Below are 25,538 nucleotides of genomic sequence, written 5' to 3' on the forward strand. Positions count from 1 at the left end.
TCATGAAAGCGGGCAGCGGGATTCCTCTCTGGATCGTCGCGCTGCTCGCAGCCCTCTGCCTTGCCGTGCTTGCCTGGACGACTTTCGGCTTCGTTGTGCCCTTCAAGCACGAAACCGGACAGGCGGTTCTCGATACCTATTTCGCCGGTTACGACGAGTCGGCCGTCTTTCATATGCAGAAACTGCTCGATGAGAACGAGACGGCGACCAAGCTGCTCCGGGCCATGTATTTCGGGCCGGAGCTGATCTTTCCGGCATTGCTGACAGCGCTGCTGTTCCTCGCCTTCGCCAAGCTTGGTCCCGCCGGCGCGTGGTTCGGCCGATCGCTGCATCCGCTCGCAGGCAAAGCGGTCTATCTGCTGCCGTTGATCTACGGCATCGCCGACTACGGCGAGAATATTGCGAGCCTGGCCGCCTTCGGCAACGGTGCGTCCGCAAGTCTCGCAGCCGAGCTGCTGCCATGGATGACACGGCTGAAATTCGTAAGCCTCGCCATCTGCTTCATCCTCATCGCCCGGCTTGCCATCGCCCGCTGGCTTTCGGCGCGCGAGGACTGAGCGGCTTTATCGGGCGCTGGTATCCGGCTTCCCTTTCGGCTACTGCTCGCAACGAATTCGGAAGCGAAAAGACTTAGGAACCATATGACCGGCGATCAAATCTTCTGGCCACTCCTCGCCCATGCCGCCCTGGTCTACGGTCTTTATGCGCTTCTTGGGCTGCGGCGCGCAAAAATGGTCCGCGCCGGCGATATCGCGAAATCGGACTACCGCGAAAATCGTGATGAGCCGGCCGAAAGCCTCGTCGTCAAGAACTGCCTCGCCAACCAATTCGAACTGCCGGTGCTGTTCTACGCCTGCTGTATTCTTCTCTATACCACCGAGGCCGACAACATCGTCGCCGTCGGCCTCGCCTGGATCTTCGTCGCGCTGCGTTACGCCCATGCCGCCATCCATGTCTCCAGCAACGATCTGCGCTACCGCAGCCCGATCTTTGCCGCCGGATACCTGGTGTTAGGAGCTATGTGGGTCTGGCTCGCCCTATGGATGGCCATGAGCTGAGGCCCGGCGCGGAGTGCCTCGTCAGGCGTCCGGTGGCCGGCATAGTCACTCGTCTCGGGCAGCGGCATGGATATCACTTCGCTCGAAGAATTCTGCAACTATTTCAGGTCTTTCAATTGCTGATCAATTAGCATGATATGATCTAGGCGCCTGATTTCACACGCTTTTGCCGGTCGTTAAAATGCGAGCGTTTTCATTTACGACTGATGAAGACCTGCAATGTCATATCCGCCCGACTCGCTGGCTTGGCATGATGCCTTCTCTCGCGAACGATAAGAACGGGAACGACATGGGCGCGGAAAGCATGGATCGGATAGGCCTGCGCAGGCAGCCGAAGCAGGAGCGCAGCATCCAGAGGCTGGACCTCATTCTCGCCGCCGCCGCCAAGATCATTGCCGAAAAGGGCGTCAGCGCCATGCGGATGACGGAACTTGCCGTCGCTGCCAAGGTGCCGATCGGCTCGGTCTACCAGTATTTTCCCGAGAAGGCGGCGATCGTCAAAGCCTTGTTCGACCAGCACGCCTCGGCAATCCAGGCGAAGACGGCGGCGATGTTTGCCGACGTACGGTCGCTCGACCAGGCGCTCGACCTGGTCTGCGACATCATCGACTGGTACTACGATTCCTACCACAATGATCCCGTCTATCTCGGCGTCTGGATGGGAACGGAGACCGACCAGGATCTACTTCAGCTGAATATCGAGCATAGCGCCCGCGTCGCCGGTATCTTTCATCAGGCCGTGCGCAGGCTGGCGCCCAGCCTTTGCGACGAGCAGATATATGCGCGCACTTACCTGTTCAGCCACCTGATCGGCGCCGTCATCCGGCTTGCCGCCGTCAGCGAGGAGACTTTGGCGCGGCGCATGCTCGACGAGTGGAAACGCGTCATCCGCGCCTCCCTTTTCGCCACGACCCTGCCGAACGCCGCCTAAAAACTTACCAGCTCGGTACCATATTGGCGGCCTTCAGCCGCGGATAAAGGCGTGCCTGGGCGGATTTGACGTCCGCATCGAGGTTGTCGTCGACGACAGCAGGCGTGATGTTGTCGAGGCAGGCGGTGATATGCGCCGTGATCGCGTTCATCAGCGAGAGCGAAACGCCCGGCCGTTTCATAATGCCGATCTGTACCGGCGGCAGCGCCGGAAAGCCGTCCGCCTGGCTCAGTACTTTCATGCCGGTTCGCAGCGCCGATTCCGGCATCACCGAAACCGCCATGCCGGCAAGTACGGCGGCGGCAACGACGGTGCAGGACCAGCTGGTGAACAGGATCTGGTGTTCGCGTCCGACAGCATCGAGCGCCGAACAGGCAAGCTGGCGCCACTGACAATCACGCCGGCCGACGGCAAGCGGCACTGGCGCGTCGTCGCGGATCGGATGGTTTGCCGAACCCACCCAGCAAAGCGGCTCGGTTCTCACCACATCGGACATGCGCTCGCGCGGATTATGGGTGACGAGCGCGATGTCGAGCTCGCCCTTGTGCATGCGCTCGGCCAAATCCACCGAGGGCTCGCAGACGATGTAGAGTTCGACATTCGGATGCGTCTTGGCGAAGCGGCCGATGATCTCGGGCATGTAGCGGTCGGCATAATCGTCCGGCGTGCCGATACGCAGCGTCCCTTCCAGCCTGTTATCGTCGAACGCCGCGATCGCCTCATTGTTGAGGCGGATGATGCGACGGGCATAGTTGAGCAGTTTTTCACCCTCGACCGTCAGCCGGTTGCCGCGGCCGTCCTTGATGAACAGCTGCTTGCCGATGCGCTCTTCGAGACGGCGCATCTGCATGGAGACGGCCGATTGGGTCTTGTAGACCCTGTCGGCGGCCTTGGTGAAGCTGCCGGAATCGACGATGGCGATGAAAGTCTGCAACTGGTCGAGATCAAGAGGCGCGGCCATGGTGTCACCCATAAAGATAGCTGATGATAATCATTAGAAACATTCGTTGGACTGATCAATAGCTCTTTGGCATCTTCGGGATGCAAATCAAGCAAAGTGAAGGACAGACACCCTGCCTGTCCAAGCAGAATTCAGCCTTATCCCTTTCCGCACGACCTCGCGGAAGGGGTTGGGTTGTTGCGTGCCCGAGAAAGGAGAGTTCGATGCACACGACAGACCGAACACTAGAACTCGACTGCAGCAAGCTTACCCCGACGCTTTCCCAGCGCCTGGCGGCAGGCCTCGCTCCGCTGGTCTCCCTCTTTCGCGGGTTCCGCAATCGCATGGAGATCAACGCGCTGCATGATCTGAACGACACGCAGCTTAGGGATATCGGCCTTAGCAGGGCCGACCTGACCTCTGCGTTCCTGGCCTCGACGTTCTTCGAGGACCCCTCGGAACATCTGACGCGCTCAGCGCGCAATCGCTGGCGCCTGTCGCTCTTCCGCTCCTACGAGGAGTAGGAGCGTCGAGTTTCCCCGCAGGGTGATAGCCAATAGCCCTGCTGCTTGACCCGGTGATCGGCTTTCCCAAGCCATCGCCGGGTTTTTTTATGCCTTGGTTTCAGGCGCCTTCGGCCGATAGGTCTCGAAAATCGTTTCCAGGTTCCTCTGGTAAGTCTTCTGTACTTCCAACCCGCTGTCGAACATCGCGTTCAGCATCTCGGTATAGCTGTCGGCAACCTTCGCCTCTTCCGTCGGCGCCTCCGGCGTCTTCGTCGTCGGCTGTTTGGCCGCCGGTGGCTGGCCAAGCCCGCCCATCATCTCCTGAAAGGCCTTGGCAAAGGGATTGTCGAGGAAGGGGTTCGGCTGAGACGCCGGTTCCGCCCTCGGTACCGAAAACATCTGCTGCATCGCCTGGGTGAAGGGATTGTCGAAGATGCTGGCCTCTGGGGCCATCTTCGGTTTCGGCGCAAAGCCGGTACTCTCAAGCCATTTCTGGATTGTCTCGCCCATCGCCGTGTTGACGAAGGGGTTGACCGGTGAGGCCATCTGGCCGGTCGTCTGCTTGAAGAGCCCGCCCATCAGCGTATCGGCGAGCACCGGCAGCATCCGCTGGTAGATGTCCTGGCCGATGCCGGTCATCTGTGCGGCCTGCGCGGCCACTGCGCGCGAAACCTCCTTCGAGCCGAAAAGCTGGGCAAGGATGTTGTTGCCGTCGGAAATGCCCTCCGGCGTGAAGGCCCGGCTCATATCCTCGAAATATCGTGCATAATTGCCGGACGAGACAGCCTGCATCAGCCCGACGAAATCATAAGGGTTGCTGGTGCTGCGTTTCAGGCCGGCGGAAAAGGCAGGCATCAACGCCGCCATCGCCTTGGTCGCCTGTTCCTGGGCGAGGTTGAACTGCCGGGCGACTGCCTCCATCGCCGCGCCGTTCTGCGCCTGCATCATCATGTCGAAGAGTGGCAGCATGGAAGTCCCTTTCCCGGTTCGCGGCGTATTGTAACGTCACTATAACCGGAAATGGCAGAGCGCAAACCGCTTTTTGCCATAAGAACTTAGAGCATGTCGCGCAAAAGTGTGCAGCGGTTTTGCGATAACGACATGCGTAAAAACAAAGGGCTAAAGCGCTAGGAGCGAATCTGAAAGATCGCGAGGCGCTTTAGAGAGAAATTTTGGCCAGGCTCAGTACTGATAGTCCTCGAAGACAGGTTCCACGGAGCCGTGCCAGCGGCCGTGGTAGAGCGACAGCAGATCTTCGGCGAGCGTCGCCTTCTTGGCGAGCACCTCGTCGAGCGGCGCCAGGAAGATGCTCTCGTCCTGGCCTTCGCCGTTGAGCTTGCCGCGGGCCTTGAGGCCAGCCTTCGATATGCCGACCACTTCGCGCGCCATGTCGAACAGCGAATGTCCGCGGAATTGCGCTTTCAACCCTTGCGCCGGAACAGCATTGCGCAGGGCGCCGACCTCGGCAAAGCTCCAATCCTTCGTCAACGCGTCGGCGGCCTCGAGTGCGGCATCGTCATAGAGCAGGCCGACCCAGAAGGCCGGCAGTGCGCAGATGCGCCGCCACGGGCCGCCGTCGGCGCCGCGCATTTCGAGGAAACGCTTCAGCCGCACGTCGGGGAAGAGTGTCGAGAGATGGTTCGTCCAGTCGCCCATCGTCGGCGCCGGATCGGCGATCTCACTCTTCAACGCGCCATTCATGAACTGACGGAAAGTGACGTGGGTACAGTCGTGATAGCGGCCGTCGCGGACGATGAAATACATCGGCGCGTCGAGCGCCCATTCGGCATAGTCGCGGAAGCCGAAGTCGTCGCGGAAAGTGAAATCGAGCAGGCCGGCCCGCCGGTTGTCGACATCGCGCCAGATATCGCCCCGCCAAGAGAGCAGCCCGTTCGGCTTGCCCTCGGTAAAGGGTGAGGATGCGAAGAGGGCGGTCGCCAGCGATTGCAGCTTCATCGAGACGCGCATCTTTTTGCGCATGTCGGCTTCCGAGGAGAAATCGAGATTCACCTGGATGGTGCAGGTGCGGTACATCATGTCGAGACCCATGGTGCCGACCTTCGGCATATAGCGGGTCATGATCTCGTAGCGTGATTTCGGCATCTGCGGGGTTTCCGCATAGGTCCATTTCGGACTGCCGCCGATGCCGAGGAAGCGGATGCCCATCGGCTCGGCGATTTCGCGCAGCGTCGCCAGGTGCTGGTTCGATTCCTTGCAGGTCTCATGGATCGTCTCCAGCGGTGCTCCGGAGAGTTCGAACTGACCGCCGGGCTCAATCGAGATGGCGCCCATGCCGCTCTGCTCGGCAAGGCCGATGATGTTGCCGCCGTCCGTGATCGGCTCCCAGCCGTTTTTCTTCTGCAGGCCGGTCAGCAGGGCCGAAATGCTGGCATCGCCGAAATAGGGAACCGGGCTGTTGTCGGCGCGGAAGAAGGCGAATTTCTCATGTTCGGTGCCGATCCGGAAACGCTCCCGCGGCTTGTTGCCCGCGGCAATATAATCGGTCAGATCCTGGACCGAAGAGAGCGGTGTCTGGTCGGTGGTGTCGCGGGCCATGCGGGATACCTGCATTGAAAAAGGCGCCCAGGGGGCCGGGCAATTGGAAGGGTGATTTGGACCCAAGCCACCCATGTTGCAAGTGAAATTCTTTCAACGACGCATCAAAAAAATAGCAGCAATTTCCGTGTCCACCCGTTTTCGGCGTCAGGTCCAGTCGCCGATCGCCGCCTGGACCAGCGCCAAGGCTGCAACGGCTGCCGTATCGGCTCGCAGGATGCGCGGTCCGAGCGGAATTGCGGTGACGAAATCGAGGCTTCGAAGCCGCGTCCGTTCTTCTTCGGAAAAGCCGCCTTCCGGCCCGACCAACAGAGCGAGATGCCTTTCCTTGATCGCTGAAAGCACCGGCAGCGGATTTTGCCCGGCATCGCCCTCGTCGCAATAGATGATGCGGCGCTCCCTCGGCCAGCGGTCAAGCAGGTCGAGAAGCCTCATGGGCTCGGCGACATCGGGAATGCCGAGAACGCCGCATTGCTCCGCCGCTTCGACGACATTGGCGCGCAGCTTGTCGAGATTGGTGATCTTACCCTGGACGTGCTGGGTCATGACCGGCTGCAGCAGCCCGGCGCCCATTTCCACCGCCTTCTGCACGAGATAATCCAGGCGGCCGACCTTGAGCGGCGCAAAGAGATAATGCAGGTCGCACGGCTGCGGCTGCGGCCGCGTCTCTTCGATTGCTCTCAGCAGGATGCGTTTGCGCGTGGGGAAGGAGAGGGTCGCCTTCCACTCGCCGTCGCGGCCGTTGAAGAGCAGGATCTCCCCACCTTCCTCCATCCTCAGCACATTGGCGAGATAGTTGAACTGGTCGGCATTCGCCTCGAGGGCGGCGCCGCTGGAAAGCGGCGCGTCGACGAAAAGCCGTTGCATGCGGAAATTGGCGCGCATTTAAAAACTCGCGGGTTTTAGAGCATGATGCCGAAAAGTGTGTGCGATTTTCTTATGGCATCATGCTCTAACTCTTTAATTTAGAACAGGATTCAGATTTTAGGCCGAGCGGGCCTAAAATCATCCTGTTCTAGACGAAGAGCGCGAACATAACCCAATATATCATTGCCGCAAGCGCTGCCGAAACCGGCACGGTGACGATCCAGGCAGCGATGATCGTCATGAAATGCGAGCGGCGTACGAGATAGCGCCGCCGTGTCTCGTGGATGTTCGGCTCCTCCGGCTCGTCGATATCGAAGTTTTCGGCCTTACGCTTGATATAGGCGATGCGGCGCTTCGAATGGCGCGTATACCATTCGCGGAAGAAGCCGACGCCGAAGACGGCGCCGACGGCGATATGCGTGGTGCTGACCGGCAGGCCGAGCCAGGAGGCGACGATGACGGTGAAGGCGGTCGACAGCGCGACGCAATAGGCCCGCATCGGATTGAGCTTGGTGATCTCCTCGCCGACCAGGCGGATGAGGCGCGGCCCGAACAGCAGCAGGCCGACGGAGATGCCGAAGGCGCCGATCAGCATCACCCAGAGCGGTGGATGGCCGATGCCGTCACCGCCGCCGATACCGACAGAGTGGACGATCGCCGAAAGCGGCCCGACCGCGTTCGAAACGTCGTTGGCGCCATGCGCAAAGGAAAGCAGCGCCGCAGAGCCGATCAGCGGCAGCCGGAACAGCACCCGCAGCGAGCTGTTGCGGTTTTCGAGATTGCGCGCCTGGGCGAGCACAAGCGGCCGGGCGGCAAGCCAGCTGACCAGCCCGATGCCGATGCCGATGAGGATGATGGTGAAAGACGGAAATTTGCCGGTAGGCGACAGTTGCAGCACCATATAGGCCATGAAGCCGCCGGCCATCACTGCGACCAGCACCGGCACCCAGCGCTGGGCGGCCGCGACCTTGTCGTCGCGATAGATAATCAGCGTCTTGACGAGGTAGAGCAGCCCGGCCGCGATCAGTCCGCCGATCAGCGGCGAGGTGATCCAGCTCGAGGTGATCTCCAGCATCACCCGCCAATTTACCGGTTCCGGCCCGACGGCCGCGATACCGGCGCCGATCACCGCGCCGACGATCGCATGGGTGGTCGAAACCGGCGCGTTCATCCAGGTTGCGAGATTGATCCAGAGGGCGGCCGCCATCAGTGCCGCCATCATGATCCAGCCGAGCATCGCCGGCGGCACCTGGACCGTGTCGACGATGTTCGAGGAAATCGTCTTGACGACATCGCCGCCGGCGATCGTGGCGCCGAGAACTTCGAAAATAGCAGCGATGACCAGCGCCTGGCCCATCGTCACGGCGCGCGCCCCGACGGCAGCGCCGACATTGTTAGTCACGTCATTGGCGCCGATGTTCATCGCCATGTAGCCGGCAAGGGCTGCTGCCGCCACGACGAGCACCGCTCCTGGCTGGTCGAACACATAGACGCCGGCAAACAGCATCGTCAGGCCGACGAAGATCAGCCCGAGACCAGGCGCCACCAGCCGCCGCAAAACATGCTTCGTCGCGTCCTCGGCATGGGTGATCTTGGCGAGGTCTTTGTCGAGCGTGCGTTTCGTGAGGACTGTGGGACGTGGCGGCATTCTTTTTCCGAGGTATGAAATCTGCTTCTACGTTGCTTTTCTAGCACCGCAAGATGGCAGGATTCATTCCGCCGAAATTGGTTTGGCCGCCGAAATTGGTTTGGCCGTCGAAATCTGTTTGGCAGCCGGAATCTCTTTGGCCCGTCGGGTCGCAAATCTTTCCGATACCGTCTGCTTGAAGGCAAGCAACAGGGTGCGAAGCTCCGGTTCGCGCACGCGCCCGGCGGCCTCGTCAAATGAGACCCATTCGATGGTGCGTTCGCCCTTTTCCTTGAAGTTTTTCGCCAGATCGGTGACTTCGAGCCCATAGACCTGCACTTTGCAGGCCACCCGCACGCCGTCGCGCAGGACTTTCGGGTAGCTGTAAGCGCCGAGCGTTTCCGTCTCGACCGTGCCGCGGACACCGGCTTCCTCGAGGGCCTCCTGTGCGGCGACCTCATGGGCGCATTTGCCCGTCATCGGCCAGCCCTTGGGAATGACCCAGCGACCGGTATCGCGGCTCGTCATCAGAAGGACCTCGGCATCACCGCTCTTCTTCTTCACCCGATAGCAGATCGCACCATATTGCTGTCGCGGCGGACGCCGGAACATCAGCTGCACATCGGATGCCAATCGGGCGAGAAGAGTCAATTGTCGGGTCACCTTCACAGTGGTTGTTAGGAATCACTCATATACGTGTATCACGAAAAGCTTACGCAATCCAAAAGCCGCAGACGCTCCGAACGCGATTCGATCGCCGTTCATAGAGGAAATCAACCTGGACCAGACTTAAAAATCCGTCACGTCCTGTTTCGAATGCGCCACATTGCACAGGTGTACAATATGGCGTGGTCTTGCCTTTCGTTCAATCGCAAGATCAAGTGATCCACCATCATTTTTGAATGTCGTAAACATGCGCCTTCCACCGCTCAATGCCGTCCGCGCCTTCGAGGCGGTCTGCCATCACGGCAGCATTCTGAAGGCTGCCGAAGAGCTGAATGTGGTGCGCGGCGCTGTGCGCCAGCAGATTGCCACGCTCGAGGGCCACTTCGGCCGCAAGCTCTTTGCACGCGACGGCCGCAGGCTGATCCCGACCGCAGAGGCCAGCGCTTTCGCCGAGGCTTGCGGTGCGGCTTTCGACATTCTGCAGCGCGCCGCTCGCGAGCTTGAAGGCGCGGTGCCGGGCTGCATCCGCCTCGGCGTGCCCTCCGCCTTCGCGGTCTGGTGGCTGATGCCGCGTGTCGCGGACATGCAGACGAGTCTCGGCGATGTGGTGGTCGACATCGTACCGATGACGGTGGTCGAACCGTTGCAGATGCACCCGGAATTGGACGCTGTGATCATGGGCGGCGAATACCGGCCGTCCGCGGGGATTAACGCTGTGCGGTTCATGGAGGACGGGTTCGGCCCGGTCGCCACGCCGGCGCTTGCCGCGACACTGTCGCGCGACCCGGCGGCAATGGGCCGGCTCACCATGCTTGCCAGCCGCAGCGTTCCCAAGCTCTGGGACGAGTGGTTTGTCGAAAGCGGCACGCCGCCGGTTGCCTTTTCCCGCCGCCAGGAATTCGAGGATCTGCTGCTGGCGCTCGGTGCCGCCCGCTCGGGGCTCGGCATCGCCCTTGCGCCGCGCGCCTCGATCGAGGACGATCTTCAGCGCGGTCAGCTGGTCGCGCCCTACGGCTTCATCTCCCGGCCGTCCGGCTACAGCCTCTGCTGCCGCACGCCGGATGCCAAGCGACCGGGTTTTGCGGCCCTGTCCGGCTGGCTGCGCCGTTGCGGAAAAGCGAGCTGAAAGGGCAGATTTTCTGCTCCTTCGCCAGAATAATCTCCATAGTCGCTGCCCTGTCGCTCCGCTAAAAAATATGGGAGCATCGGCAACAGGGATGAAATGATGGAAAAGACTGCGACACGCATCGACTGGATCGGCAGCAGCTGTCGGCTGTTGAAGGCGACCGCGGCCGAATTCGAGCGGACGCGTCCCTTCGCTGGCCTGTCGATCGGCACCGGCATTCATCTGGAACCGAAGACGGTGGCGCTGCTGATGACGCTTCGCGCCGGCGGCGCGCATCTTGTCTGCACCGGCAATCTCAACAGCACCCAGCCTTCGACGGTCGAGTTCCTGCGGTCCCAGGGCATCACCGTTTTCGCCACGCAGACGACCGATCCCGCCGCCCATCATGGCAGCCTCGAAGCAGTAATTGCTGAAAAGCCGGATCTGCTGCTCGACAATGGCGGCGATCTCTTCGCCATGGCGGCGGAGAGGCCCTACGCCAATCTCCGTGGCGGCACCGAGGAGACCACCTCGGGGCGCACGCGGCTGCTGCCGTTGCGCGAACGCCTGAACATGCCGATCCTCGTCATCAACGACAGCCCGATCAAGCAGTTCGCCGAAAACCGGCATGCCGTCGGCCAGAGCCTGTTCGAAAGCTATTTGCGCTTCACCAACCGCTCGACCAACGGCAAACGTGTGACGGTCTTCGGCTACGGCGCCTGCGGCAAGGGCACGGCCGCCTGTTTCCGCAACGCCTTTTCCACCGTCAGCGTCGTCGATATCGATCCGGTGACGACGCTCGAAGCCCATCTCGACGGTTTCGTCACGCCGCTGCGTGACGATGCGATTCGCTCGGCCGACATAATCGTCACCGTCACCGGCTTTGCCGGCATCGTCACGGCGGCCGACTTGCTCCTCATCAAGCACGGCGCGATCCTGATGAATGGCGGCCATTTCCCGCATGAGATCGATGTCGAGGCTTTCCGTCGCCATTCGGATGTCGTCGGCATCGATTGTTACGAGGCCGACCATATCGAGACCTTCCATCTGATCGACGGTCGTTCCTTCCATGTGCTGGGCGGCGGCCACATGGCCAATCTCGCCGGTCCGCGGCCGCTCGGCAATACCGTCGAATCGATGGATCTCGGCTTCACCCTTCAGGCCCGCTGCCTGGAACGCATCGCCAAGGGCGAGGCCGCTCCCCAATCCTGCATCGTGCCGGTCCCCGGCGATATCGACGCGATGGTGGCCAACGCTTATCTGGATTTGGCGCGCTAGATGTGAGCATTCAGCGAAGAGATCAGTCGATCTCGACGACGAGCTTCCCGTCCGCCTGCCGGTTTTCGATCAGCCGATGTGCCTCGTCGGTATCGCCCAGTGTGAAGCGGTGCGGGTCGAGCCTTGGCACCACCTTGCCGGCTTCGACCAGCTTCGTCATTTCACGCATGATCTCGCCGTGATGGGGGCGTCCTTCGCCGGTCAGAAGCGGCAGCAGCGTGAAGACGCCGGAATAGGTCGCCGCCTTGAAGGAGAGCGGCGCCAGCGCGTGATTTCCCCAGCCAAGGCAGCTCACGACATGACCGAACCGGTTAACCGCCTGGAACGCCGTATCGAGCCCCTGGCCGCCGACCGTATCGTAGACCAGATCGAAACCCTCGCCGCCGGTATGTCTAGCGACATAGGTTTCCACCGCTTCCGCGGCACGATCGATCGGCGTTGCATCGAGACCGGCGAGATAGTCCATTTTCGAAGCGCCGTCGATGACATAGACCTGCGCCCCGACGGCCTTGGCGATCTGGGCGACGATATGGCCGACACCGCCGCCGCCCAACACCAGCACCTTGTGATCGGCTCTCACTCCGGCGCGGTCGACGAGTCCTTCCCAGGCGGTAATTGCGACCAGCGGCAATGCTGCGGCCTCGCGCATCGAAACGTTCTGCGGCTTTGGCGCCAACAGTGCGGCGTCGACGGCTGCGAATTCGGCAAGCGATCCCTGAACGCCGCCGACCCCGCCGGTCATGCCATAGACCGCGTCGCCGCGACGGAAACCGCCGACGCCGGGTCCGATCTCTTCGACGATACCTGCCATATCGATGCCAAGAATGGCCGGAAGCGGGTGGCGCGCATGGGCCGCATTGCCGGCTCGGATCTTGAGGTCGAGCGGATTGACGCCGCTCGCCGTGATGCGCACCAGGACCTGGCCTTCGACGGGCACCGGCTTCGGAACATCGGCGATCCGCAATGGCGAATTCGGCGATTCCGCCAGCAGCACTTTCATCGTTGATTGTATCGACATGCAACTCTCCTTCGTTCGCAGTGTGGCGCCTACGGTCGCAACGGGTCTTCTGGAAGAAAGATCGCTCATTGAAACGCGAATGAAAATAAAAGACAACGACTGAAGCTCATGCATTTTTGTTTGATGGATACGAGTGATGGAATGGAGCGACCTGAAGCTGTTTCTGGCGATCGCACGGTTCGGCACGCTGGGGGCAGCAGCCCGCAGCCTCGGGCTGACGCAGCCGACGATGGGCCGGCGGTTGCGTGCCCTTGAAGCCTCTCTTGGCCAGACGTTATTTCAGCGCACCACGGAGGGCTTTGTGTTGACCGAGGAAGGCGCGGTCGTGCTCGCCGGTGCCGAACGCATCGAGGAGGAGGCGCTTGCTGTGGAGCGCGTCCTTACCGGCGGCAGCCGCCAGCTCGGTGGTTTTCTCAGGCTATCCTCATCCGACTGGTTCGGCGTGCATATGCTTTCGCCGGTGCTGGCGGAATTCTCCCAAGTCCATCCCAAGGTGGTGGTTGAATTATTGACCGACAGCCGGCTTCTCAGCCTGCCGCGACGCGAAGCCGACCTCGTTTTCCGCATTCAGCCCTTTACGGAAGCGGAGATCATATCGCGCAAGCTCATCCATATCGAATACGGCCTTTACATCCGTCGCGGCGCGCCGCACCCGAAAGCATTCGATGGCGCCGGCGCCCGCCTCGTCACCATGGACGAGGCTTTCGGCGACATGCCGGATGTCGGCTGGCTGCAGCGCCTCTTGCCGCGGGCTGAAATCGTCTTGCGCAGCAACAGCCGCGATGTGCAGGCGGCGCTCTGTGCCAATGGAGCAGGGCTCGCGGTCCTGCCGCGGCCGCTCGGTGATTCCATTGCTGCCATCGAACTGGTCGGTCTCGGCGAGGCACCGCCCGGCCGCGACACCTGGGTCGGCTATCACCGCGACATGAAACGCCTGGCGCGGCTGCGCGCCCTGCTGGATCTTGTCATCGAGAGATTGGCGGGCTGAACCGACGCTGGAAAATGATCCCGAAAATGTGAGCGATTTTCGGAGCGACATCACGCTCCAATTTCCAGTTGGGTCTGCAGTCATATCTCCCAATAGGGGACGGGGCCGTAAAGCTCCGCGAGATAATCGATGAACAGCCGCACCTTGGCCGGCAGGAACTGCCGGCTGGGATAGACGGCCGAAAGTGCTACATTGTGCGAGCCTTCATAGGCCGGCAGCACCTGCACCAGCTGGCCGGCTTTGAGCTCTTCGCCGATATCCCAGGTGGAGCGCAGGGCGATCCCGAGGCCTGAGATGACCGCCTCGCGGATCACCTCGCTGGAATTGGTGATCAACATGCCTTCCGGCTTCAGGCTGAGCATCCCGCCCGGCCCGTTCAGCCGCCAGGTGTCGTTATTATGCGCCGGCAGGCAGCGGTGGTGTTTCAACTCGTCGATATGCCTGGGTTCGCCATGTGCCGTCAGATAATCCGGCGAGGCGCAGAGCAGCCGGCGCACTGGCGCCAGCCGGCGAGCGACGAGGCTCGAATCGGTGAGTTCCGCGATGCGGATCGCCAGATCGAAACCACCGCCGACGATGTCGCTGAATTCGTCCGTCAGCACCAGGTTGATCGTAAGCTCCGGATGCGCCTGCATAAACGTCTTCAGATGCGGCGCGATGTGCATGCGTCCGAAAGAGGTCGGCGCCGAGATCTTCAGCGTGCCGTGCATCTGCGCCGAGCGGCCGGAAATGTAGAATTCCGCCTCCTCCAACCCGGCGAGAATGCCAAGAACGCGGTCGTAGAAACCCTGTCCGGCCTCCGTCAGCGAGATTTGCCGCGTCGTGCGCTGCAAAAGCCGGGTGCCGAGCCGATCCTCCAGCCGCTTGATCCGTTTGGAGACGACGGCGGGAGAAAAGCCGAGCGCGCGCCCGGCGAGCGACATGCTGCCTGTCGAAACGACCTTGGCAAAGATTTCGAGATCACCCAGATTGGTCATAAGGTTTTGTGACTTTTTCCCTTTTTGTCATAAGTGCTTAGCATTTGCGCCAATTTCGGGAAAGTGTTAAGCCGGGTCTATCGGCGGCAGGGAGGTTCGCGGCCGGTTTCCGCTGCCATTTCCTGTTGTCATTTTCCCGATGAAAGAGAATCAGGGAGAACGCCATGTCCGACGCCATATCGTTTCTCGAGCCGCGCGCCGATGTGCTGGCGCGCCGAGCCCAGATCGTCGCCGATCTGACCGAACTTCTGCCACCGGAATGTCTGGTCCATGAGGCGCGTGAACTGGTGCCGTTCGAGACCGACGCATTCGTTTCCTACCGTCGTCTGCCGCTCGCCGTCGCCCTGCCGCGCACCACGGCCGAGGTTTCGGCCATCATGCGTTATTGCCACCGTTACGGCATTCCGGTCGTGCCGCGCGGCGCCGGCACCTCGCTTTCCGGTGGCGCCATTCCGCAAGAGGACGCCGTCGTGCTCGGCCTGTCGAAGATGAACCGCATCCTCGAAATCGACTTGCCGAACCGCGGCGCCGTGGTGCAGGCTGGCGTCACCAACCTCAATATCTCGGAATCCGTCTTCGCTGACGGCTTTTTCTACGCCCCCGATCCGAGTTCGCAGCTCGCCTGTACCATCGGCGGCAATATCGGCATGAATTCCGGCGGCGCCCACTGCCTGAAATATGGCGTCACCACCAACAATCTGCTCGGCGTCAGGATGGTGCTGGTCGACGGCACGGTAATCGAACTCGGCGGCAAGGCGCTGGATGCGGCGGGTTATGACCTGCTCGGCCTCGTCTGCGGCCATGAAGGCCAGCTCGGCATCGTCACCGAGGCGACGGTACGGCTGATCGCCAAGCCGGAGGGTGCCCGCCCTGTGCTCTTCGGCTTCGAGACTTCGGAAGAGGCCGGCGCCTGCGTTGCCGATGTCATCGCCGCCGGCATCGTTCCGGTCGCGATCGAATTCATGGACAAACCGGCCATCGAGATCTGCGAAGCTTTTGCCCATGCCGGTTATCCCCTCGATGTCGGCGCGCTGCTGATCGTCGAGGTCGAAGGGTCGGAAGCGGAAATGGACGCCACGCTGAAGGACATCGTCGAGATCGCCCGCCGCCACGGCGTCAAGACCGTGCGCGAATGCCAGTCGGCGACCGAAGCGGCGCTGATCTGGAAGGGCCGCAAATCCGCCTTCGGCGCCACCGGCCGCATCGCCGACTATATCTGCATGGACGGCACGGTGCCGCTCAGCCAGCTTTCGCACGTGCTGAAGAGGACCGCCGAGATCATCGATCATTACGGCCTGCGGGTCGCCAACGTCTTCCATGCCGGCGACGGCAACATGCATCCGCTGATCCTCTTTAACGCCAACGATCCGGAGGATGCCGCCCGTGCCGAGGCGGCCGGCAACGATATCCTCAGGCTCTGCGTCGATGCCGGCGGCTGCCTCACCGGCGAACATGGCGTCGGCATCGAGAAACGCGACCTGATGCGACATCAATATTCCGAGGCCGATCTCGCCCAGCAGATGGCGGCGCGCGCCGCCTTCGATCCCGGGTGGCTCCTCAACCCGTCGAAGGTCTTCCCGCTCGAAGGGCGTCCCCCCGCATGATCGATCTGATGCCGACGAGCGAGGAAGAGGCGGCGGCGATCGTCCGCGCCCATGTCGATGCCGGCCGGCCGCTTGCAATCTGCGGCGGCGATACCCGCTCGGGCTTCGGCAATGCCGTCATCGCCGAAGACCGGCTGCGCTCGACCGGGCTTGCCGGCATCGTCGCCTACAAACCCGGCGAAATGGTCATGACCGTGCGATCGGGTACGCCGCTTGCAGAGGTCGAGGCGGCACTTTCCGACAGCGGCCAGATGCTCGCCTTCGAGCCGATGGACCATCGCCCTGTCATGGGAACCTCGGGTGAGCCGACGATCGGCGGTGTCTTTGCCGCCAATGTCTCCGGCCCGCGTCGGCTGATCGCGGGAGCCGCCCGCGACAGCCTGCTCGGTGTACGCTTCGTCAACGGCCGCGGTGAGATCATCAAGGCCGGCGGCCGGGTGATGAAGAATGTCACCGGCCTCGACCTGGTCAAGCTGATCGCCGGCTCGCACGGCACGCTGGGCTTCCTCACCGAAGTCACCTTCCGTGTGCCGCCGCGTCCGAAGACCGAGCGTACGGTGGTTCTATCCGGTCTCAACGACGCCGAGGCGGCAAACGCCATGGCGGCGACGATGGCGCTGCCGGTCGAAGTCTCGGGTGCCGCCCACCTGCCACTGACGGTGACGTGGAAATTCCTCGCCGGCAAATTGCCGGAGGGCGAGGCGACGGTTCTGCGCATTGAAGGCCTGGCGAGCTCGGTCGACGCGCGCATCGAAAAGCTTGCGGCGGCAATGTCGGCCTTTGCGACGGTGACGCGGCTGGATGAGCCGGAAAGCCGCAAGCTCTGGCAGGAAATCCGTGACGTGCTGCCCTATGCCGATACGACTTTGCGGCCGGTCTGGCGCGTCTCGGTCGCCCCCGGCACCGGCCATCAACTGGTCGCAGCGCTGCGCCTGGAAGCCGGCGTCGACGCCTTCTACGATTGGCAGGGCGGACTCGTCTGGATGCGCATGGAGGCCGGCCCCGAAGCCGACCTGGTCCGCCGCTATATCAAGGCGCTTGGCGGCGGCCATGCGACGCTGATCCGCGCATCAGGCGAAGCAAGGGCGGTCACCGCCGCCTTCCAACCCGAGCCCGAGGCGGTGGCGACGCTGTCGCGGCGGGTGAAGGAGAAGTTCGATCCGGCGGGGATTTTTAATCCGGGGAAGATGGGGTGAGAAGATGAGTCTGTGCGCGGAGTACCCCCCTCTGTCCTGCCGGACATCTCCCCCACAAGGGGGGAGATCGGATGGGGTTGACGGCTTCCCCAAACAATTTAGGCCCGAACAACTCCGGAACTGCGACGCCAACACGACAGAGCGGGACCGATCGTCCAACCTCTTGCCAATCTCCCTCCTTGTGGGGGAGATGTCCGGCAGGACAGAGGGGGGTAACAACGACCCAACCCCCGAGATCCTCCCGAAGCGGAGGCTCCGCTAGATGCAAACCAACTTCACTCCCACCCAGCTTCTCGACCCTGATGTCGCCGAATCAGAGCAGATTCTGCGCAAATGTGTCCATTGCGGCTTCTGCACCGCCACCTGTCCCACCTATGTGACGCTCGGCAACGAGCTCGACAGTCCGCGCGGCCGTATCTACCTGATCAAGGACATGCTGGAAAACGGCCGGCCCGCCGATGCCGAAGTCGTCACCCATATCGACCGCTGTCTTTCCTGCCTTGCCTGCGTCACCACCTGTCCCTCTGGTGTCGACTACATGCACCTGGTCGATCACGCCCGCGCCCATATCGAAAAGACCTACAAGCGTCCGTTGATGAACAGGCTGACGCGTGCCATTCTTGCCGCCGTGCTGCCCTATCCCGGCCGTTTCCGTCTGGCGCTCAATCTCGCCCGCCTCGGCCGACCTTTTGCCGGCCTGATGCGGGGAGCTGCGCTGAAACCCTTCGCCGCCATGCTGGCGCTTGCGCCGCGCCGCATCCCCGCAGCTTCGGCCTTCGCAAAACCCGGCAGCTACCCGCCCGAGACGGAACGGCGTGGCCGGGTGGCGATCCTTTCCGGCTGCGCCCAGCCGGTACTCGATCCCGGCATCAATGCGGCGGCGATCCGGCTGCTGACCCGGCTCGGCGTCGAGGTCGTGCTGCCGGAAGGCGAAGTCTGCTGCGGTTCGCTCGTCCATCACATGGGCCGCGCCGAACAGGCGCTCGCCAGCGCCCGGGCCAATGTCGATATCTGGACGCGCGAAATCGACGGGCAGGGGCTCGATGCCATCATCATCACTGCCTCGGGCTGCGGCACGACGATCAAGGATTACGGCCATATGCTGCGCCTCGATCCCGCCTATGCGGCAAAGGCGGCGAGAGTCTCAGGTCTCGCCAAGGACGTCACCGAATATCTCGCAACCCTCGACCTGCCGGCGCATATGCCGAAGGGGATCACCGTCGCCTATCACTCCGCCTGTTCCATGCAGCACGGCCAGCGCATCACGCTGACGCCGAAGCAATTGCTGAAAGCGGCGGGTTTTACCGTGCGCGATCCGGCGGAAGGCCATCTCTGCTGCGGCTCGGCCGGCACCTACAACATCATGCAACCTGAGATCTCGGCTGCCTTGAAGGCACGCAAGGTCAAGAATATCGAGGCGACAAAGGCCGACATCATCGCCACCGGCAATATCGGCTGCATCACCCAGATCGCCACCAGCACCGACATGCCGATCCTGCATACGGTCGAGCTGCTCGATTGGGCCTACGGCGGCACTGTGCCGGAAAAATTAAGAGGTTTGCCCTTAGGCTGACGAGAAAGGCCGATCGGGCCGGTCTCGGGAGTTTAGACGATGTGGCGGGGAATGATTGTGCTTGCGGGACTGCTCTGTGCGGCAGGGACTGCCCATGCGAATAGCCGCTTTTTCTGTTCCGCCGATGACAAAGAAGCGCGCTTCACGCTCGAAAGCGGTTTCGAAAGCCAAGCCGGTCACAAGCTCAACCATTTCCGCGGCGCGCTTGTTGTCAAGGATCCGGCGCAATCGACCGTGTTCGGCAAGCGTGTCTTCGAATCGCAGCATCTGACCAACCATTGGTCGCGCGACGGCGATCTGCTGCTGGAAGTCTTCGACGGCGGCGAAGATGAAACCGGCGGAGCAACGCTGGATCTGGTCGTGGTTGCCGGCGAACGCGGCAAGCCGGCTGCAACTTTCAGCGGCACCTATTCCCTGACGATCGAAGGCGGCAGCAAACCCTATGCCGTCGAGGGCAAGGTCAGCTGCGGCACCAAATAGCACCGCAGCCGAAACTCAATTATTCAATTACCAATGGAACGCGACGCCGACGTTGACGGCATTCGTGAAGATGTTGGTCTTCAGGTCCACGCCGCTATCGATCGGAACGTCGATGCGCGAATAGGTGCCCTTGTATTCGACGAAGGTCGACCAGCGATCGGTCACCTTGAAGTCGACGCCGGCCTGGGCCTGTAGCGTCACGCCGCCGAATTCATAAGCCCAGGTCTTGCCCTCGGGACGAATCACTTCGACATGCGGAATGTTCACGCCGACACCGGCGCCGAGATAGGGAGTCCAGCGGCGAGCCGGATCCTGGAAGCGATAGAGCCCATTCACCGTCAGCAGGTTCAGGCCGTCGGTGAATTCGAAATGCGACCAGCCGGTCTTGGCGAGCGTGTCGTCGTCGGCATAGACCTTGTCATGGGTATAATCGAGCGAAATACCCCAGTTCGGCTTGTTGAAGTTCTCGAGCCACCAGGTGACGCGGCCGCCGTAGTAAGGCGGGCTGCCGAAGGACTTGCCTTCCCAGCCGGCGGTGAAATGCGTGCCGTCGGAAAGATCGACGCCGCTATGCGGTGCCGTCTGGTAGCCGCCGTAGACAGAGAATTGCAGGTCTTCCGCCGAGGCGGAGGCTGCCGAACAGATCGTGAAGAACGCGATGCCCGCAAGCAGCGAAGCGGAAGAACGCAGCGCATATGTCATTGAATAGCCCCGATATTGTAAAAATAAGTCGTCCTTGCCGCAGATGTGCCAGCTTTCCGCCGCAATGTCTAAGAAAAATAAAAGGCGCGTCAAAGAGCGCCTTTCGTTTTTTTCGTGAGTGTTGCTCAGCCGCCGAATATCGTCCGCAGCACGTCGATGCCTCTGTCCTCGAACGCGACCGTGCCCTGCCTGTTGCCGGGACCGATGACGATCACCTTGGTGCCGACGGGCGCGCGATCATAGAGATGCGTCACATCCTCGTTCATCATCCGGATGCAGCCGGAAGACATGTTGAGGCCGATGGTCCAGGGCTGGTTGGTGCCATGGATGCGGAAAATGGTGTCGCGGCCGCCCTGGTAGAGATACATGGCGCGGGCGCCGAGCGGATTGTCCTCGCCGCCTTCCTGGAAGGCAGGAATCATATGGCCCTTGGCGGCTTCGCGGCGGCGCATCTCGGCCGGCGGCGTCCAGCCCGGCCATTCGGCCTTGCGGCCGATCTTGACCACACCCGACCAGCCGAAGCCGTCACGGCCGACGCCGATGCCGTAGCGGGTGGCCCGGTTGTTGCCTTCGACGAGGTAGAGATACTTGTTGTTGGTATCGATGATCACGGTGCCGGCCGCTTCCGGCGTCACCAGCCGCACTTTCTTACGCTTGAACTCCGGCTTCACATATTTCGGCATCTGCGCGACACGCACGATCTGCGTCGGATGCCGTGTATTGTCGGGCGTGGAGCCGGCCGGCGCTGCAAAGGCGGATGTAGACATCAAGGACAGGACAAGTCCGGCGGCAGCCAGACCCGGCATTAATTTGATCATGAATCGATTCCCCTCAAGCAAATCCGCCCGAGGCTACATGAACTTCTGCCCGATTCAAGATCGGCGTGGCCGGATAAAACATTTTTGGAGAAGGGAGCCGCCTGTTCTTGCGGCTATCTAGAACATGATGCCGAAGAGTGTGTGCGGTTTTCGAACGACAGCATGCTCTAACTATTTAATTTAGAACAGGATTCAGATTTTAGGCCGATCGAGCCTAAAATCATCCTGTTCTAGAGCATTCCCGTTTTCTACGAAACGCGGAAATGCTCTATCCTTTTGTTTTTACGCAATTCCGGAAGCAAAACCGCTGCACACTTTTGCTGGAAATTGCTCTAGCTACTACGTGTGCCGTTAGATGACGATGACGCGGGTTCCGACGCTGACGCGGTCATAGAGGTCGACGACGTCTTCGTTGCGCAGACGAATGCAGCCGGAGGAGACGGCGCTGCCGATCGACCAGGGCGCGTTGGTGCCGTGGATACGGTAAAGCGTCGAGCCGAGATACATGGCGCGTGCGCCGAGCGGGTTTTCCGCACCGCCGTCCATACGCGCCGGCAGGTAGTGGCCCTTGGCGGCTTCGCGGCTGATCATCTCGGACGGCGGCGTCCAGTCCGGCCATTCCTGCTTACGGGTGATCTTGTGGGCGCCTGCCCATTCGAAGCCGGGCTTGCCGACGCCGACGCCGTAACGCCGCGCCTTGCCGCCCTGCATCACCAGATAGAGGAAGCGGTTGTTGGTATCGATGACGATCGTGCCGGGCTTTTCCTGGGTGTCGTAGTCGACCATCTGCGGCAGGTATTGCGGCTCGATCGGATGGCGGATCGCCGGTATGCCGGGATTGATCGCCGAAACGGTCTGCGGTGACACTGGCGGCGCCTGGCGGAGCACGCGGCGCTGGAAAAGGCCACGCTGCTGCGGCTGGATGACCGGCCGCTGGTAGACGACGGGACGAACCGTACCGCCGCCGAGCTGGTAGACCCAAGGCGCGGTCAGGTCGGGGCTTAGCACGACCGGTGGGCGGGTAGCATAGCGGTCGTCTGCAAGGGCGGCCGTGGAAAGAACGCCGAGCAGGGCTGCAGCAAGAACAAGCGGTTTCATCATCGGACGGACTCTCTACAAATGACCGAAAACGTTGGCGGGATACATCCGCCTGCAAAGACGCTGCCACCCAATCCGCCAGCGAATGGTAAAGATCGATTCATGAAAAGCCGACCGACCGGATAAACTTTTCGTCAGGGTTACCGTTCGGTTTGGAAAGACGGTTTGCAAATGGTAAAGCCGGAATCATGACCGGAAAACGAAGCGGACCCGGCGAACAGACGGACCCGGGAATGAAGCGGACATGAGCGAGACAGGCATCATCATCGGCGAGGACGGCAGGAGCCGATGCCACTGGCACGCCAATCTGCCCGATTATCTCAGATATCATGACGAGGAATGGGGCCGCCCTGTCACCGATGACATTCGCCTCTTCGAGAAGATCTGTCTCGAAGGCTTCCAGTCCGGTCTTTCCTGGCTGACCATCCTGCGCAAGCGAGAGAATTTTCGCGCCGCCTTTTCCGGCTTCGATTTCGAGAAGGTCGCTCTCTTCGGCGACGAGGACATCGCTCGCTGCCTGGCCGATGCCGGCATTATCCGCCATCGCGGCAAGATCGTCTCGACCATCAACAATGCCAGGCGCGCCATTGCGCTCAGGGACGAATTCGGCTCGCTCGCCCATTATTTCTGGTGCTACGAACCGGGTCATAACGAGCGACCTGGAGTGGTCGACCGTGAGCATATCGTCGCAAATCCGACGACGCCGACCTCGACGGTGATTTCAAAGGATCTGAAGAAACGCGGCTGGACCTTTGTCGGCCCGACCACAGTTTATGCTTTCATGCAGGCGATGGGTCTCGTCAACGATCATCTGGAGGGCTGCTTCTGCCGGCCCGAGGTCGAGGCGATGCGCGCCGCTTTGGTTCGCCCATGAAAGAAGATGCATCCGTGAGAATATTGATCACCGCCGCTGCCCTGTTTTTCCTATCGGTCTCAGCCATGGCGCAGACGCCGCAGCTCGATCCTGGCGAGAAGCTCGAGAAACTGCAGTTCCCGGCTGTCACCATGCAGCTGAAGGGCTGGACGAAGTTCGGCAACGGCCATGTCTATACGCTGCCGGTGCGCACCGGCCAGCACCTGAAGATCGACTTTGCCACCAAGAGTAAGTTCGCCTACCTGGCGATCTTCGACCTGTCGAAACCGGATGACGAGGCCTTTTTCGGCACCGACGAGGACGGCTTGAGCTTCGAGACGACGGTCAAGGAAAACACCACTTGGCTGTTGCGTCCCTATTATTCCAAGGTCTCGCCGCGCCGCGGCCTTGGCGCCCCCTTCAGTATTCTGATCGAGCCTTTGGCCACTGCGCCGAAGCAGCCGCAGCCACCAGCCGAGCCGGAACGCCCGTCGCTGTTTCCGAAGGCGCCAGCCAAGCCGTAATAAAACAGAGCGCTTTTGTCCGCCTATGCCAGCCGGTCGATCAGGTCGCGCAACTCGCCGAGATGGCCGATCTTGCGGAAACGCGGCGCCTCCGTCGGCTCTTCCACATGTTCCAGCACCCAGGTGAGTTCGTGCGGCACGAAGACGCCGTAGCTGCCGGCGGCGATCGCCGGCACGATGTCGGATTTCAGCGAATTGCCGACCATCATCGCCCGCTCCGGCCCGTCGCCGACCTTGGCGAAGATGCGCCGATAGGTGACGGCGGTCTTGTCGGAGACGATCTCGACGGCATCGAAGAAGTCGCCGAGCCCGGATTGGGCGAGCTTGCGCTCCTGGTCGAACAGATCGCCCTTGGTGATCATCACCAGCAGGTATTTGCCGGCAAGCGCCTCCAGCGTGTCGCGCACATGCGGCATGGTCTCGACGGGATGGCTGAGGAGGTCGCGGCCGGTATCGAGGATTTTGGCGATCACGCTCGAGGGAATCTTACCCTCGGTGATCTCGATCGCCGTCTCGATCATCGACAGCGTGAAGCCCTTGATGCCGAAGCCGTAGTGGCGAAGGTTGCGTTTCTCGGCTTCCAGCAGCCGCTCGGAAATCTTCGGCCCTTCGGCGAAATCGGCAAGAAGCCCGGTGAAATGCGCTTCCGTCAGCCGATAATATTGTTCGTTCTGCCAGAGCGTGTCGTCGGCATCGAAGCCGATCGTGGTCAGTGGTCGCGTCGTCATATGCGTACCTTTGAGCATGATGCCGAAAAGTGTGAGCGGTCTTCTTATGACATCATTCTCTAACTCTTTCATTGAGAACAGGATTCAGATTTTAGGCCGCTCGGCCTAAAATCATCCTGTTCTTGAAATATGGCCGGCAATCTATCGCTCGCCTGTGTCGAGACAAGGGCTGTGTGGAGACAAGGGCTGTATGGAGACAAGGGCACTCATCTCCGCTTGGAAGGCGCAACGTTGAAAATCGCCGCCGCCGCACTACATCGAGTTTGCCTCACCTTGCAGCCAGCCACGGCTGTGCCTGTCACGCGCAGGCCAATAATCAAAAAATGAAGTTCTTAAGTTCGCAAGCCCCTCTTGCGGCAGACACAAAGGATTTTTTCGACCATGCGTTACAATCAACTTGGAAATACGGGACTTTTCGTCTCGGAAATCTGCCTGGGCACCATGACCTTCGGCGAAGCCAAACAGGGCAGCATGTGGGGCGCCATCGCCGATGTCGACCAGAATGCCGCCGACCGGATTGTCGAGCGCTCGCTTGCATCAGGCGTCAATTTCATCGACACGGCCGACGTCTATTCATCCGGCGAGTCCGAAAGGCTGCTCGGCCAGGCGCTGAAGAACCTCGACATCCCTCGCAAGGACGTCGTCATCGCCACCAAGGTCTACGGCGTCATGGGCGACAAGCCGAATGACCGCGGCGCTTCGCGCGGCCACATTATGGATTCGATCGAGGCGAGCCTCAAGCGCCTGAAGACCGATCATATCGACCTCTATCAGATCCACGCCACCGATACGGTGACGCCGATCGAAGAGACGCTGCGCGCCTTCGACGATCTCGTTTCCCGCGGTCTCGTGCGCTATATCGGCGTCTCCAACTGGCAGGCCTGGCGCATCTCCAAGGCGCTCGGCCTCTCCGAACGCCGCGGCTTTGCCCGTTTCGAAACGGTGCAGGCCTATTATTCGATCGCCGGCCGCGATCTCGAGCGCGACATCGTGCCGATGATGCAGGAGGAAAAGCTCGGGCTGATGGTCTGGTCGCCGCTCGCCGGCGGTCTGCTCTCCGGTAAGTACGGTCCCGGCGCGCCCGGCAACGGCGAGGGCCGTCGCGCCAGTTTCGACTTTCCGCCCGTCGACCAGGACAAGGCCTGGGCCTGCGTTGCCGTCATGCGCGAAGTCGCCGAAAAGCACGGCGTCAGCGTCGCCACCGTGGCGCTCGCCTATATCCTCGCCAAGCCTTTCGTCACGACAGTCATCATCGGCGCCAAGCGTGTCGACCAACTCGACCAGAACCTTGCCGCCGTCAAGCTGAAGCTCGACGGCGACGATATGAAAAGGCTCGACGAGGTCAGCGCCCTTGCTCCCGAATATCCGGGCTGGATGCTGGCGCGACAGGGCGCCGGCCGCCGCCCGGCCGATTTCGAGCCGAAGGATTGATTTGCAAGTCCAAG

Annotated in this window: 26 protein-coding genes; 14 read left to right on the forward strand and 12 right to left on the reverse strand. The window is 61.5% G+C overall.

Features of this window, described 5'->3' with window-relative positions:
• Nucleotides 1-2: 2 nt before the first annotated feature.
• The 3 genes from J3O30_RS04415 (at nt 3) to J3O30_RS04425 (ending at nt 1,989) form a co-directional block, all read left to right on the forward strand.
• Nucleotides 3-557 carry a hypothetical protein gene (locus J3O30_RS04415; RefSeq protein ID WP_207583063.1) on the forward strand — a complete coding sequence of 185 codons (555 nt, stop codon included), beginning with the start codon at nt 3-5 and terminating at the stop codon, nt 555-557.
• An 84-nt stretch (nt 558-641) separates the two neighbouring features.
• On the forward strand, nt 642-1,058 hold the full coding sequence (locus J3O30_RS04420; protein ID WP_207583064.1) for an MAPEG family protein: 417 nt from the start codon (nt 642-644) through the stop codon (nt 1,056-1,058).
• A 289-nt stretch (nt 1,059-1,347) separates the two neighbouring features.
• Complete coding sequence (locus tag J3O30_RS04425) at nt 1,348-1,989, forward strand: TetR family transcriptional regulator (protein ID WP_207583065.1); 642 nt, start codon at nt 1,348-1,350, stop codon at nt 1,987-1,989.
• 4 nt (nt 1,990-1,993) lie between these two features.
• Here J3O30_RS04425 and J3O30_RS04430 read toward each other — a convergent pair whose 3' ends face one another.
• The gene (locus J3O30_RS04430) at nt 1,994-2,950 is read right to left on the reverse strand and encodes a LysR substrate-binding domain-containing protein (protein WP_164010060.1); all 957 of its coding nucleotides are present in this window, start codon (nt 2,948-2,950) and stop codon (nt 1,994-1,996) included.
• Nucleotides 2,951-3,153: 203 nt separating this feature from the next.
• Here J3O30_RS04430 and J3O30_RS04435 point away from each other — a divergent pair, with 203 nt between their 5' ends.
• On the forward strand, nt 3,154-3,453 hold the full coding sequence (locus J3O30_RS04435; protein WP_207583066.1) for a DUF1127 domain-containing protein: 300 nt from the start codon (nt 3,154-3,156) through the stop codon (nt 3,451-3,453).
• An 87-nt stretch (nt 3,454-3,540) separates the two neighbouring features.
• Here the strand turns inward: J3O30_RS04435 and J3O30_RS04440 are convergent, their stop codons facing one another.
• From J3O30_RS04440 to J3O30_RS04460, 5 genes are all read right to left on the reverse strand, one after another.
• A complete protein-coding gene (locus J3O30_RS04440) occupies nt 3,541-4,404 on the reverse strand; it encodes a DUF937 domain-containing protein (RefSeq protein ID WP_207583067.1) in 864 nt (287 codons plus the stop codon).
• 213 nt (nt 4,405-4,617) lie between these two features.
• Nucleotides 4,618-5,991 carry a glutamate--cysteine ligase gene (locus tag J3O30_RS04445; protein ID WP_207584257.1) on the reverse strand — a complete coding sequence of 458 codons (1,374 nt, stop codon included), beginning with the start codon at nt 5,989-5,991 and terminating at the stop codon, nt 4,618-4,620.
• 147 nt (nt 5,992-6,138) lie between these two features.
• Nucleotides 6,139-6,876 carry a 16S rRNA (uracil(1498)-N(3))-methyltransferase gene (locus tag J3O30_RS04450; RefSeq protein ID WP_207583068.1) on the reverse strand — a complete coding sequence of 246 codons (738 nt, stop codon included), beginning with the start codon at nt 6,874-6,876 and terminating at the stop codon, nt 6,139-6,141.
• Nucleotides 6,877-7,006: 130 nt separating this feature from the next.
• Nucleotides 7,007-8,506, reverse strand: a complete 1,500-nt coding sequence (locus J3O30_RS04455; RefSeq protein WP_207583069.1) for an inorganic phosphate transporter — start codon at nt 8,504-8,506, stop codon at nt 7,007-7,009.
• A 63-nt stretch (nt 8,507-8,569) separates the two neighbouring features.
• Nucleotides 8,570-9,136, reverse strand: a complete 567-nt coding sequence (locus J3O30_RS04460; RefSeq protein ID WP_207583070.1) for an NUDIX hydrolase — start codon at nt 9,134-9,136, stop codon at nt 8,570-8,572.
• A gap of 262 nt (nt 9,137-9,398) precedes the next feature.
• On the opposite strand from J3O30_RS04460, the gene J3O30_RS04465 reads away from it, so the two are divergent.
• Nucleotides 9,399-10,277, forward strand: a complete 879-nt coding sequence (locus J3O30_RS04465) for a LysR substrate-binding domain-containing protein (protein ID WP_207583071.1) — start codon at nt 9,399-9,401, stop codon at nt 10,275-10,277.
• A gap of 99 nt (nt 10,278-10,376) precedes the next feature.
• Entirely contained in the window at nt 10,377-11,534 is a 1,158-nt protein-coding gene (locus J3O30_RS04470) for an adenosylhomocysteinase (protein ID WP_207583072.1), read from the forward strand.
• Between the two features lie 22 nt (nt 11,535-11,556).
• Here the strand turns inward: J3O30_RS04470 and J3O30_RS04475 are convergent, their stop codons facing one another.
• On the reverse strand, nt 11,557-12,552 hold the full coding sequence (locus tag J3O30_RS04475; RefSeq protein ID WP_207583073.1) for a zinc-dependent alcohol dehydrogenase family protein: 996 nt from the start codon (nt 12,550-12,552) through the stop codon (nt 11,557-11,559).
• 136 nt (nt 12,553-12,688) lie between these two features.
• On the opposite strand from J3O30_RS04475, the gene J3O30_RS04480 reads away from it, so the two are divergent.
• Nucleotides 12,689-13,540 carry a LysR family transcriptional regulator gene (locus tag J3O30_RS04480; RefSeq protein WP_207583074.1) on the forward strand — a complete coding sequence of 284 codons (852 nt, stop codon included), beginning with the start codon at nt 12,689-12,691 and terminating at the stop codon, nt 13,538-13,540.
• A gap of 80 nt (nt 13,541-13,620) precedes the next feature.
• On the opposite strand, the gene J3O30_RS04485 is transcribed toward J3O30_RS04480, so the two are convergent.
• A complete protein-coding gene (locus tag J3O30_RS04485; protein ID WP_207583075.1) occupies nt 13,621-14,517 on the reverse strand; it encodes a LysR family transcriptional regulator in 897 nt (298 codons plus the stop codon).
• Nucleotides 14,518-14,681: 164 nt separating this feature from the next.
• On the opposite strand from J3O30_RS04485, the gene J3O30_RS04490 reads away from it, so the two are divergent.
• From J3O30_RS04490 to J3O30_RS04505, 4 genes are all read left to right on the forward strand, one after another.
• A complete protein-coding gene (locus J3O30_RS04490; RefSeq protein WP_207583076.1) occupies nt 14,682-16,121 on the forward strand; it encodes an FAD-linked oxidase C-terminal domain-containing protein in 1,440 nt (479 codons plus the stop codon).
• Nucleotides 16,118-17,317, forward strand: a complete 1,200-nt coding sequence (glcE, locus tag J3O30_RS04495; RefSeq protein ID WP_207583077.1) for a glycolate oxidase subunit GlcE — start codon at nt 16,118-16,120, stop codon at nt 17,315-17,317. Before J3O30_RS04490 ends, glcE begins: the two co-directional genes overlap by 4 nt.
• Before the next feature lie 262 nt (nt 17,318-17,579).
• Nucleotides 17,580-18,890, forward strand: a complete 1,311-nt coding sequence (glcF, locus tag J3O30_RS04500; RefSeq protein ID WP_207583078.1) for a glycolate oxidase subunit GlcF — start codon at nt 17,580-17,582, stop codon at nt 18,888-18,890.
• A gap of 39 nt (nt 18,891-18,929) precedes the next feature.
• Nucleotides 18,930-19,370, forward strand: coding sequence for a hypothetical protein (locus J3O30_RS04505; RefSeq protein WP_207583079.1), 441 nt, complete (start codon nt 18,930-18,932; stop codon nt 19,368-19,370).
• Nucleotides 19,371-19,397: 27 nt separating this feature from the next.
• Here the strand turns inward: J3O30_RS04505 and J3O30_RS04510 are convergent, their stop codons facing one another.
• The 3 genes from J3O30_RS04510 to J3O30_RS04520 all read right to left on the reverse strand — a co-directional run bounded on the left by J3O30_RS04510 (nt 19,398) and on the right by J3O30_RS04520 (nt 21,991).
• Nucleotides 19,398-20,072: an outer membrane beta-barrel protein gene (locus tag J3O30_RS04510; protein WP_207583080.1), complete on the reverse strand. Its 675-nt coding sequence runs from the start codon at nt 20,070-20,072 to the stop codon at nt 19,398-19,400.
• Between the two features lie 125 nt (nt 20,073-20,197).
• Nucleotides 20,198-20,890: a L,D-transpeptidase gene (locus tag J3O30_RS04515; protein ID WP_207583081.1), complete on the reverse strand. Its 693-nt coding sequence runs from the start codon at nt 20,888-20,890 to the stop codon at nt 20,198-20,200.
• A gap of 351 nt (nt 20,891-21,241) precedes the next feature.
• Nucleotides 21,242-21,991, reverse strand: a complete 750-nt coding sequence (locus tag J3O30_RS04520; RefSeq protein ID WP_207583082.1) for a L,D-transpeptidase — start codon at nt 21,989-21,991, stop codon at nt 21,242-21,244.
• A 241-nt stretch (nt 21,992-22,232) separates the two neighbouring features.
• Between J3O30_RS04520 and J3O30_RS04525 the strand changes: the two genes are divergently transcribed.
• Nucleotides 22,233-22,862, forward strand: a complete 630-nt coding sequence (locus J3O30_RS04525) for a DNA-3-methyladenine glycosylase I (RefSeq protein WP_207583083.1) — start codon at nt 22,233-22,235, stop codon at nt 22,860-22,862.
• A complete protein-coding gene (locus J3O30_RS04530) occupies nt 22,859-23,365 on the forward strand; it encodes a hypothetical protein (RefSeq protein ID WP_207583084.1) in 507 nt (168 codons plus the stop codon). Before J3O30_RS04525 ends, J3O30_RS04530 begins: the two co-directional genes overlap by 4 nt.
• Before the next feature lie 23 nt (nt 23,366-23,388).
• On the opposite strand, the gene J3O30_RS04535 is transcribed toward J3O30_RS04530, so the two are convergent.
• Nucleotides 23,389-24,093, reverse strand: coding sequence for an HAD family hydrolase (locus tag J3O30_RS04535; protein ID WP_207583085.1), 705 nt, complete (start codon nt 24,091-24,093; stop codon nt 23,389-23,391).
• Nucleotides 24,094-24,474: 381 nt separating this feature from the next.
• Here J3O30_RS04535 and J3O30_RS04540 point away from each other — a divergent pair, with 381 nt between their 5' ends.
• A complete protein-coding gene (locus J3O30_RS04540) occupies nt 24,475-25,524 on the forward strand; it encodes an aldo/keto reductase (protein WP_207583086.1) in 1,050 nt (349 codons plus the stop codon).
• Nucleotides 25,525-25,538: the final 14 nt, after the last annotated feature.

This window comes from Rhizobium sp. NZLR1 (genome assembly GCF_017357385.1).
In the GTDB taxonomy this organism is placed as follows: domain Bacteria; phylum Pseudomonadota; class Alphaproteobacteria; order Rhizobiales; family Rhizobiaceae; genus Rhizobium.

Coding starts and splice junctions, on each gene's coding strand:
- J3O30_RS04415 (WP_207583063.1), top strand. CDS start 3: ATGAAAGCGGGCAGCGGGATTCCTCTCTGGATCGTCGCGCTGCTCGCA.
- J3O30_RS04420 (WP_207583064.1), top strand. CDS start 642: ATGACCGGCGATCAAATCTTCTGGCCACTCCTCGCCCATGCCGCCCTG.
- J3O30_RS04425 (WP_207583065.1), top strand. CDS start 1,348: ATGGGCGCGGAAAGCATGGATCGGATAGGCCTGCGCAGGCAGCCGAAG.
- J3O30_RS04430 (WP_164010060.1), bottom strand. CDS start 2,950: ATGGCCGCGCCTCTTGATCTCGACCAGTTGCAGACTTTCATCGCCATC.
- J3O30_RS04435 (WP_207583066.1), top strand. CDS start 3,154: ATGCACACGACAGACCGAACACTAGAACTCGACTGCAGCAAGCTTACC.
- J3O30_RS04440 (WP_207583067.1), bottom strand. CDS start 4,404: ATGCTGCCACTCTTCGACATGATGATGCAGGCGCAGAACGGCGCGGCG.
- J3O30_RS04445 (WP_207584257.1), bottom strand. CDS start 5,991: ATGGCCCGCGACACCACCGACCAGACACCGCTCTCTTCGGTCCAGGAT.
- J3O30_RS04450 (WP_207583068.1), bottom strand. CDS start 6,876: ATGCGCGCCAATTTCCGCATGCAACGGCTTTTCGTCGACGCGCCGCTT.
- J3O30_RS04455 (WP_207583069.1), bottom strand. CDS start 8,506: ATGCCGCCACGTCCCACAGTCCTCACGAAACGCACGCTCGACAAAGAC.
- J3O30_RS04465 (WP_207583071.1), top strand. CDS start 9,399: ATGCGCCTTCCACCGCTCAATGCCGTCCGCGCCTTCGAGGCGGTCTGC.
- J3O30_RS04470 (WP_207583072.1), top strand. CDS start 10,377: ATGGAAAAGACTGCGACACGCATCGACTGGATCGGCAGCAGCTGTCGG.
- J3O30_RS04475 (WP_207583073.1), bottom strand. CDS start 12,552: ATGTCGATACAATCAACGATGAAAGTGCTGCTGGCGGAATCGCCGAAT.
- J3O30_RS04480 (WP_207583074.1), top strand. CDS start 12,689: ATGGAATGGAGCGACCTGAAGCTGTTTCTGGCGATCGCACGGTTCGGC.
- J3O30_RS04485 (WP_207583075.1), bottom strand. CDS start 14,517: ATGACCAATCTGGGTGATCTCGAAATCTTTGCCAAGGTCGTTTCGACA.
- J3O30_RS04490 (WP_207583076.1), top strand. CDS start 14,682: ATGTCCGACGCCATATCGTTTCTCGAGCCGCGCGCCGATGTGCTGGCG.
- glcE (WP_207583077.1), top strand. CDS start 16,118: ATGATCGATCTGATGCCGACGAGCGAGGAAGAGGCGGCGGCGATCGTC.
- glcF (WP_207583078.1), top strand. CDS start 17,580: ATGCAAACCAACTTCACTCCCACCCAGCTTCTCGACCCTGATGTCGCC.
- J3O30_RS04505 (WP_207583079.1), top strand. CDS start 18,930: ATGTGGCGGGGAATGATTGTGCTTGCGGGACTGCTCTGTGCGGCAGGG.
- J3O30_RS04510 (WP_207583080.1), bottom strand. CDS start 20,072: ATGACATATGCGCTGCGTTCTTCCGCTTCGCTGCTTGCGGGCATCGCG.
- J3O30_RS04515 (WP_207583081.1), bottom strand. CDS start 20,890: ATGATCAAATTAATGCCGGGTCTGGCTGCCGCCGGACTTGTCCTGTCC.
- J3O30_RS04520 (WP_207583082.1), bottom strand. CDS start 21,991: ATGATGAAACCGCTTGTTCTTGCTGCAGCCCTGCTCGGCGTTCTTTCC.
- J3O30_RS04525 (WP_207583083.1), top strand. CDS start 22,233: ATGAGCGAGACAGGCATCATCATCGGCGAGGACGGCAGGAGCCGATGC.
- J3O30_RS04530 (WP_207583084.1), top strand. CDS start 22,859: ATGAAAGAAGATGCATCCGTGAGAATATTGATCACCGCCGCTGCCCTG.
- J3O30_RS04535 (WP_207583085.1), bottom strand. CDS start 24,093: ATGACGACGCGACCACTGACCACGATCGGCTTCGATGCCGACGACACG.
- J3O30_RS04540 (WP_207583086.1), top strand. CDS start 24,475: ATGCGTTACAATCAACTTGGAAATACGGGACTTTTCGTCTCGGAAATC.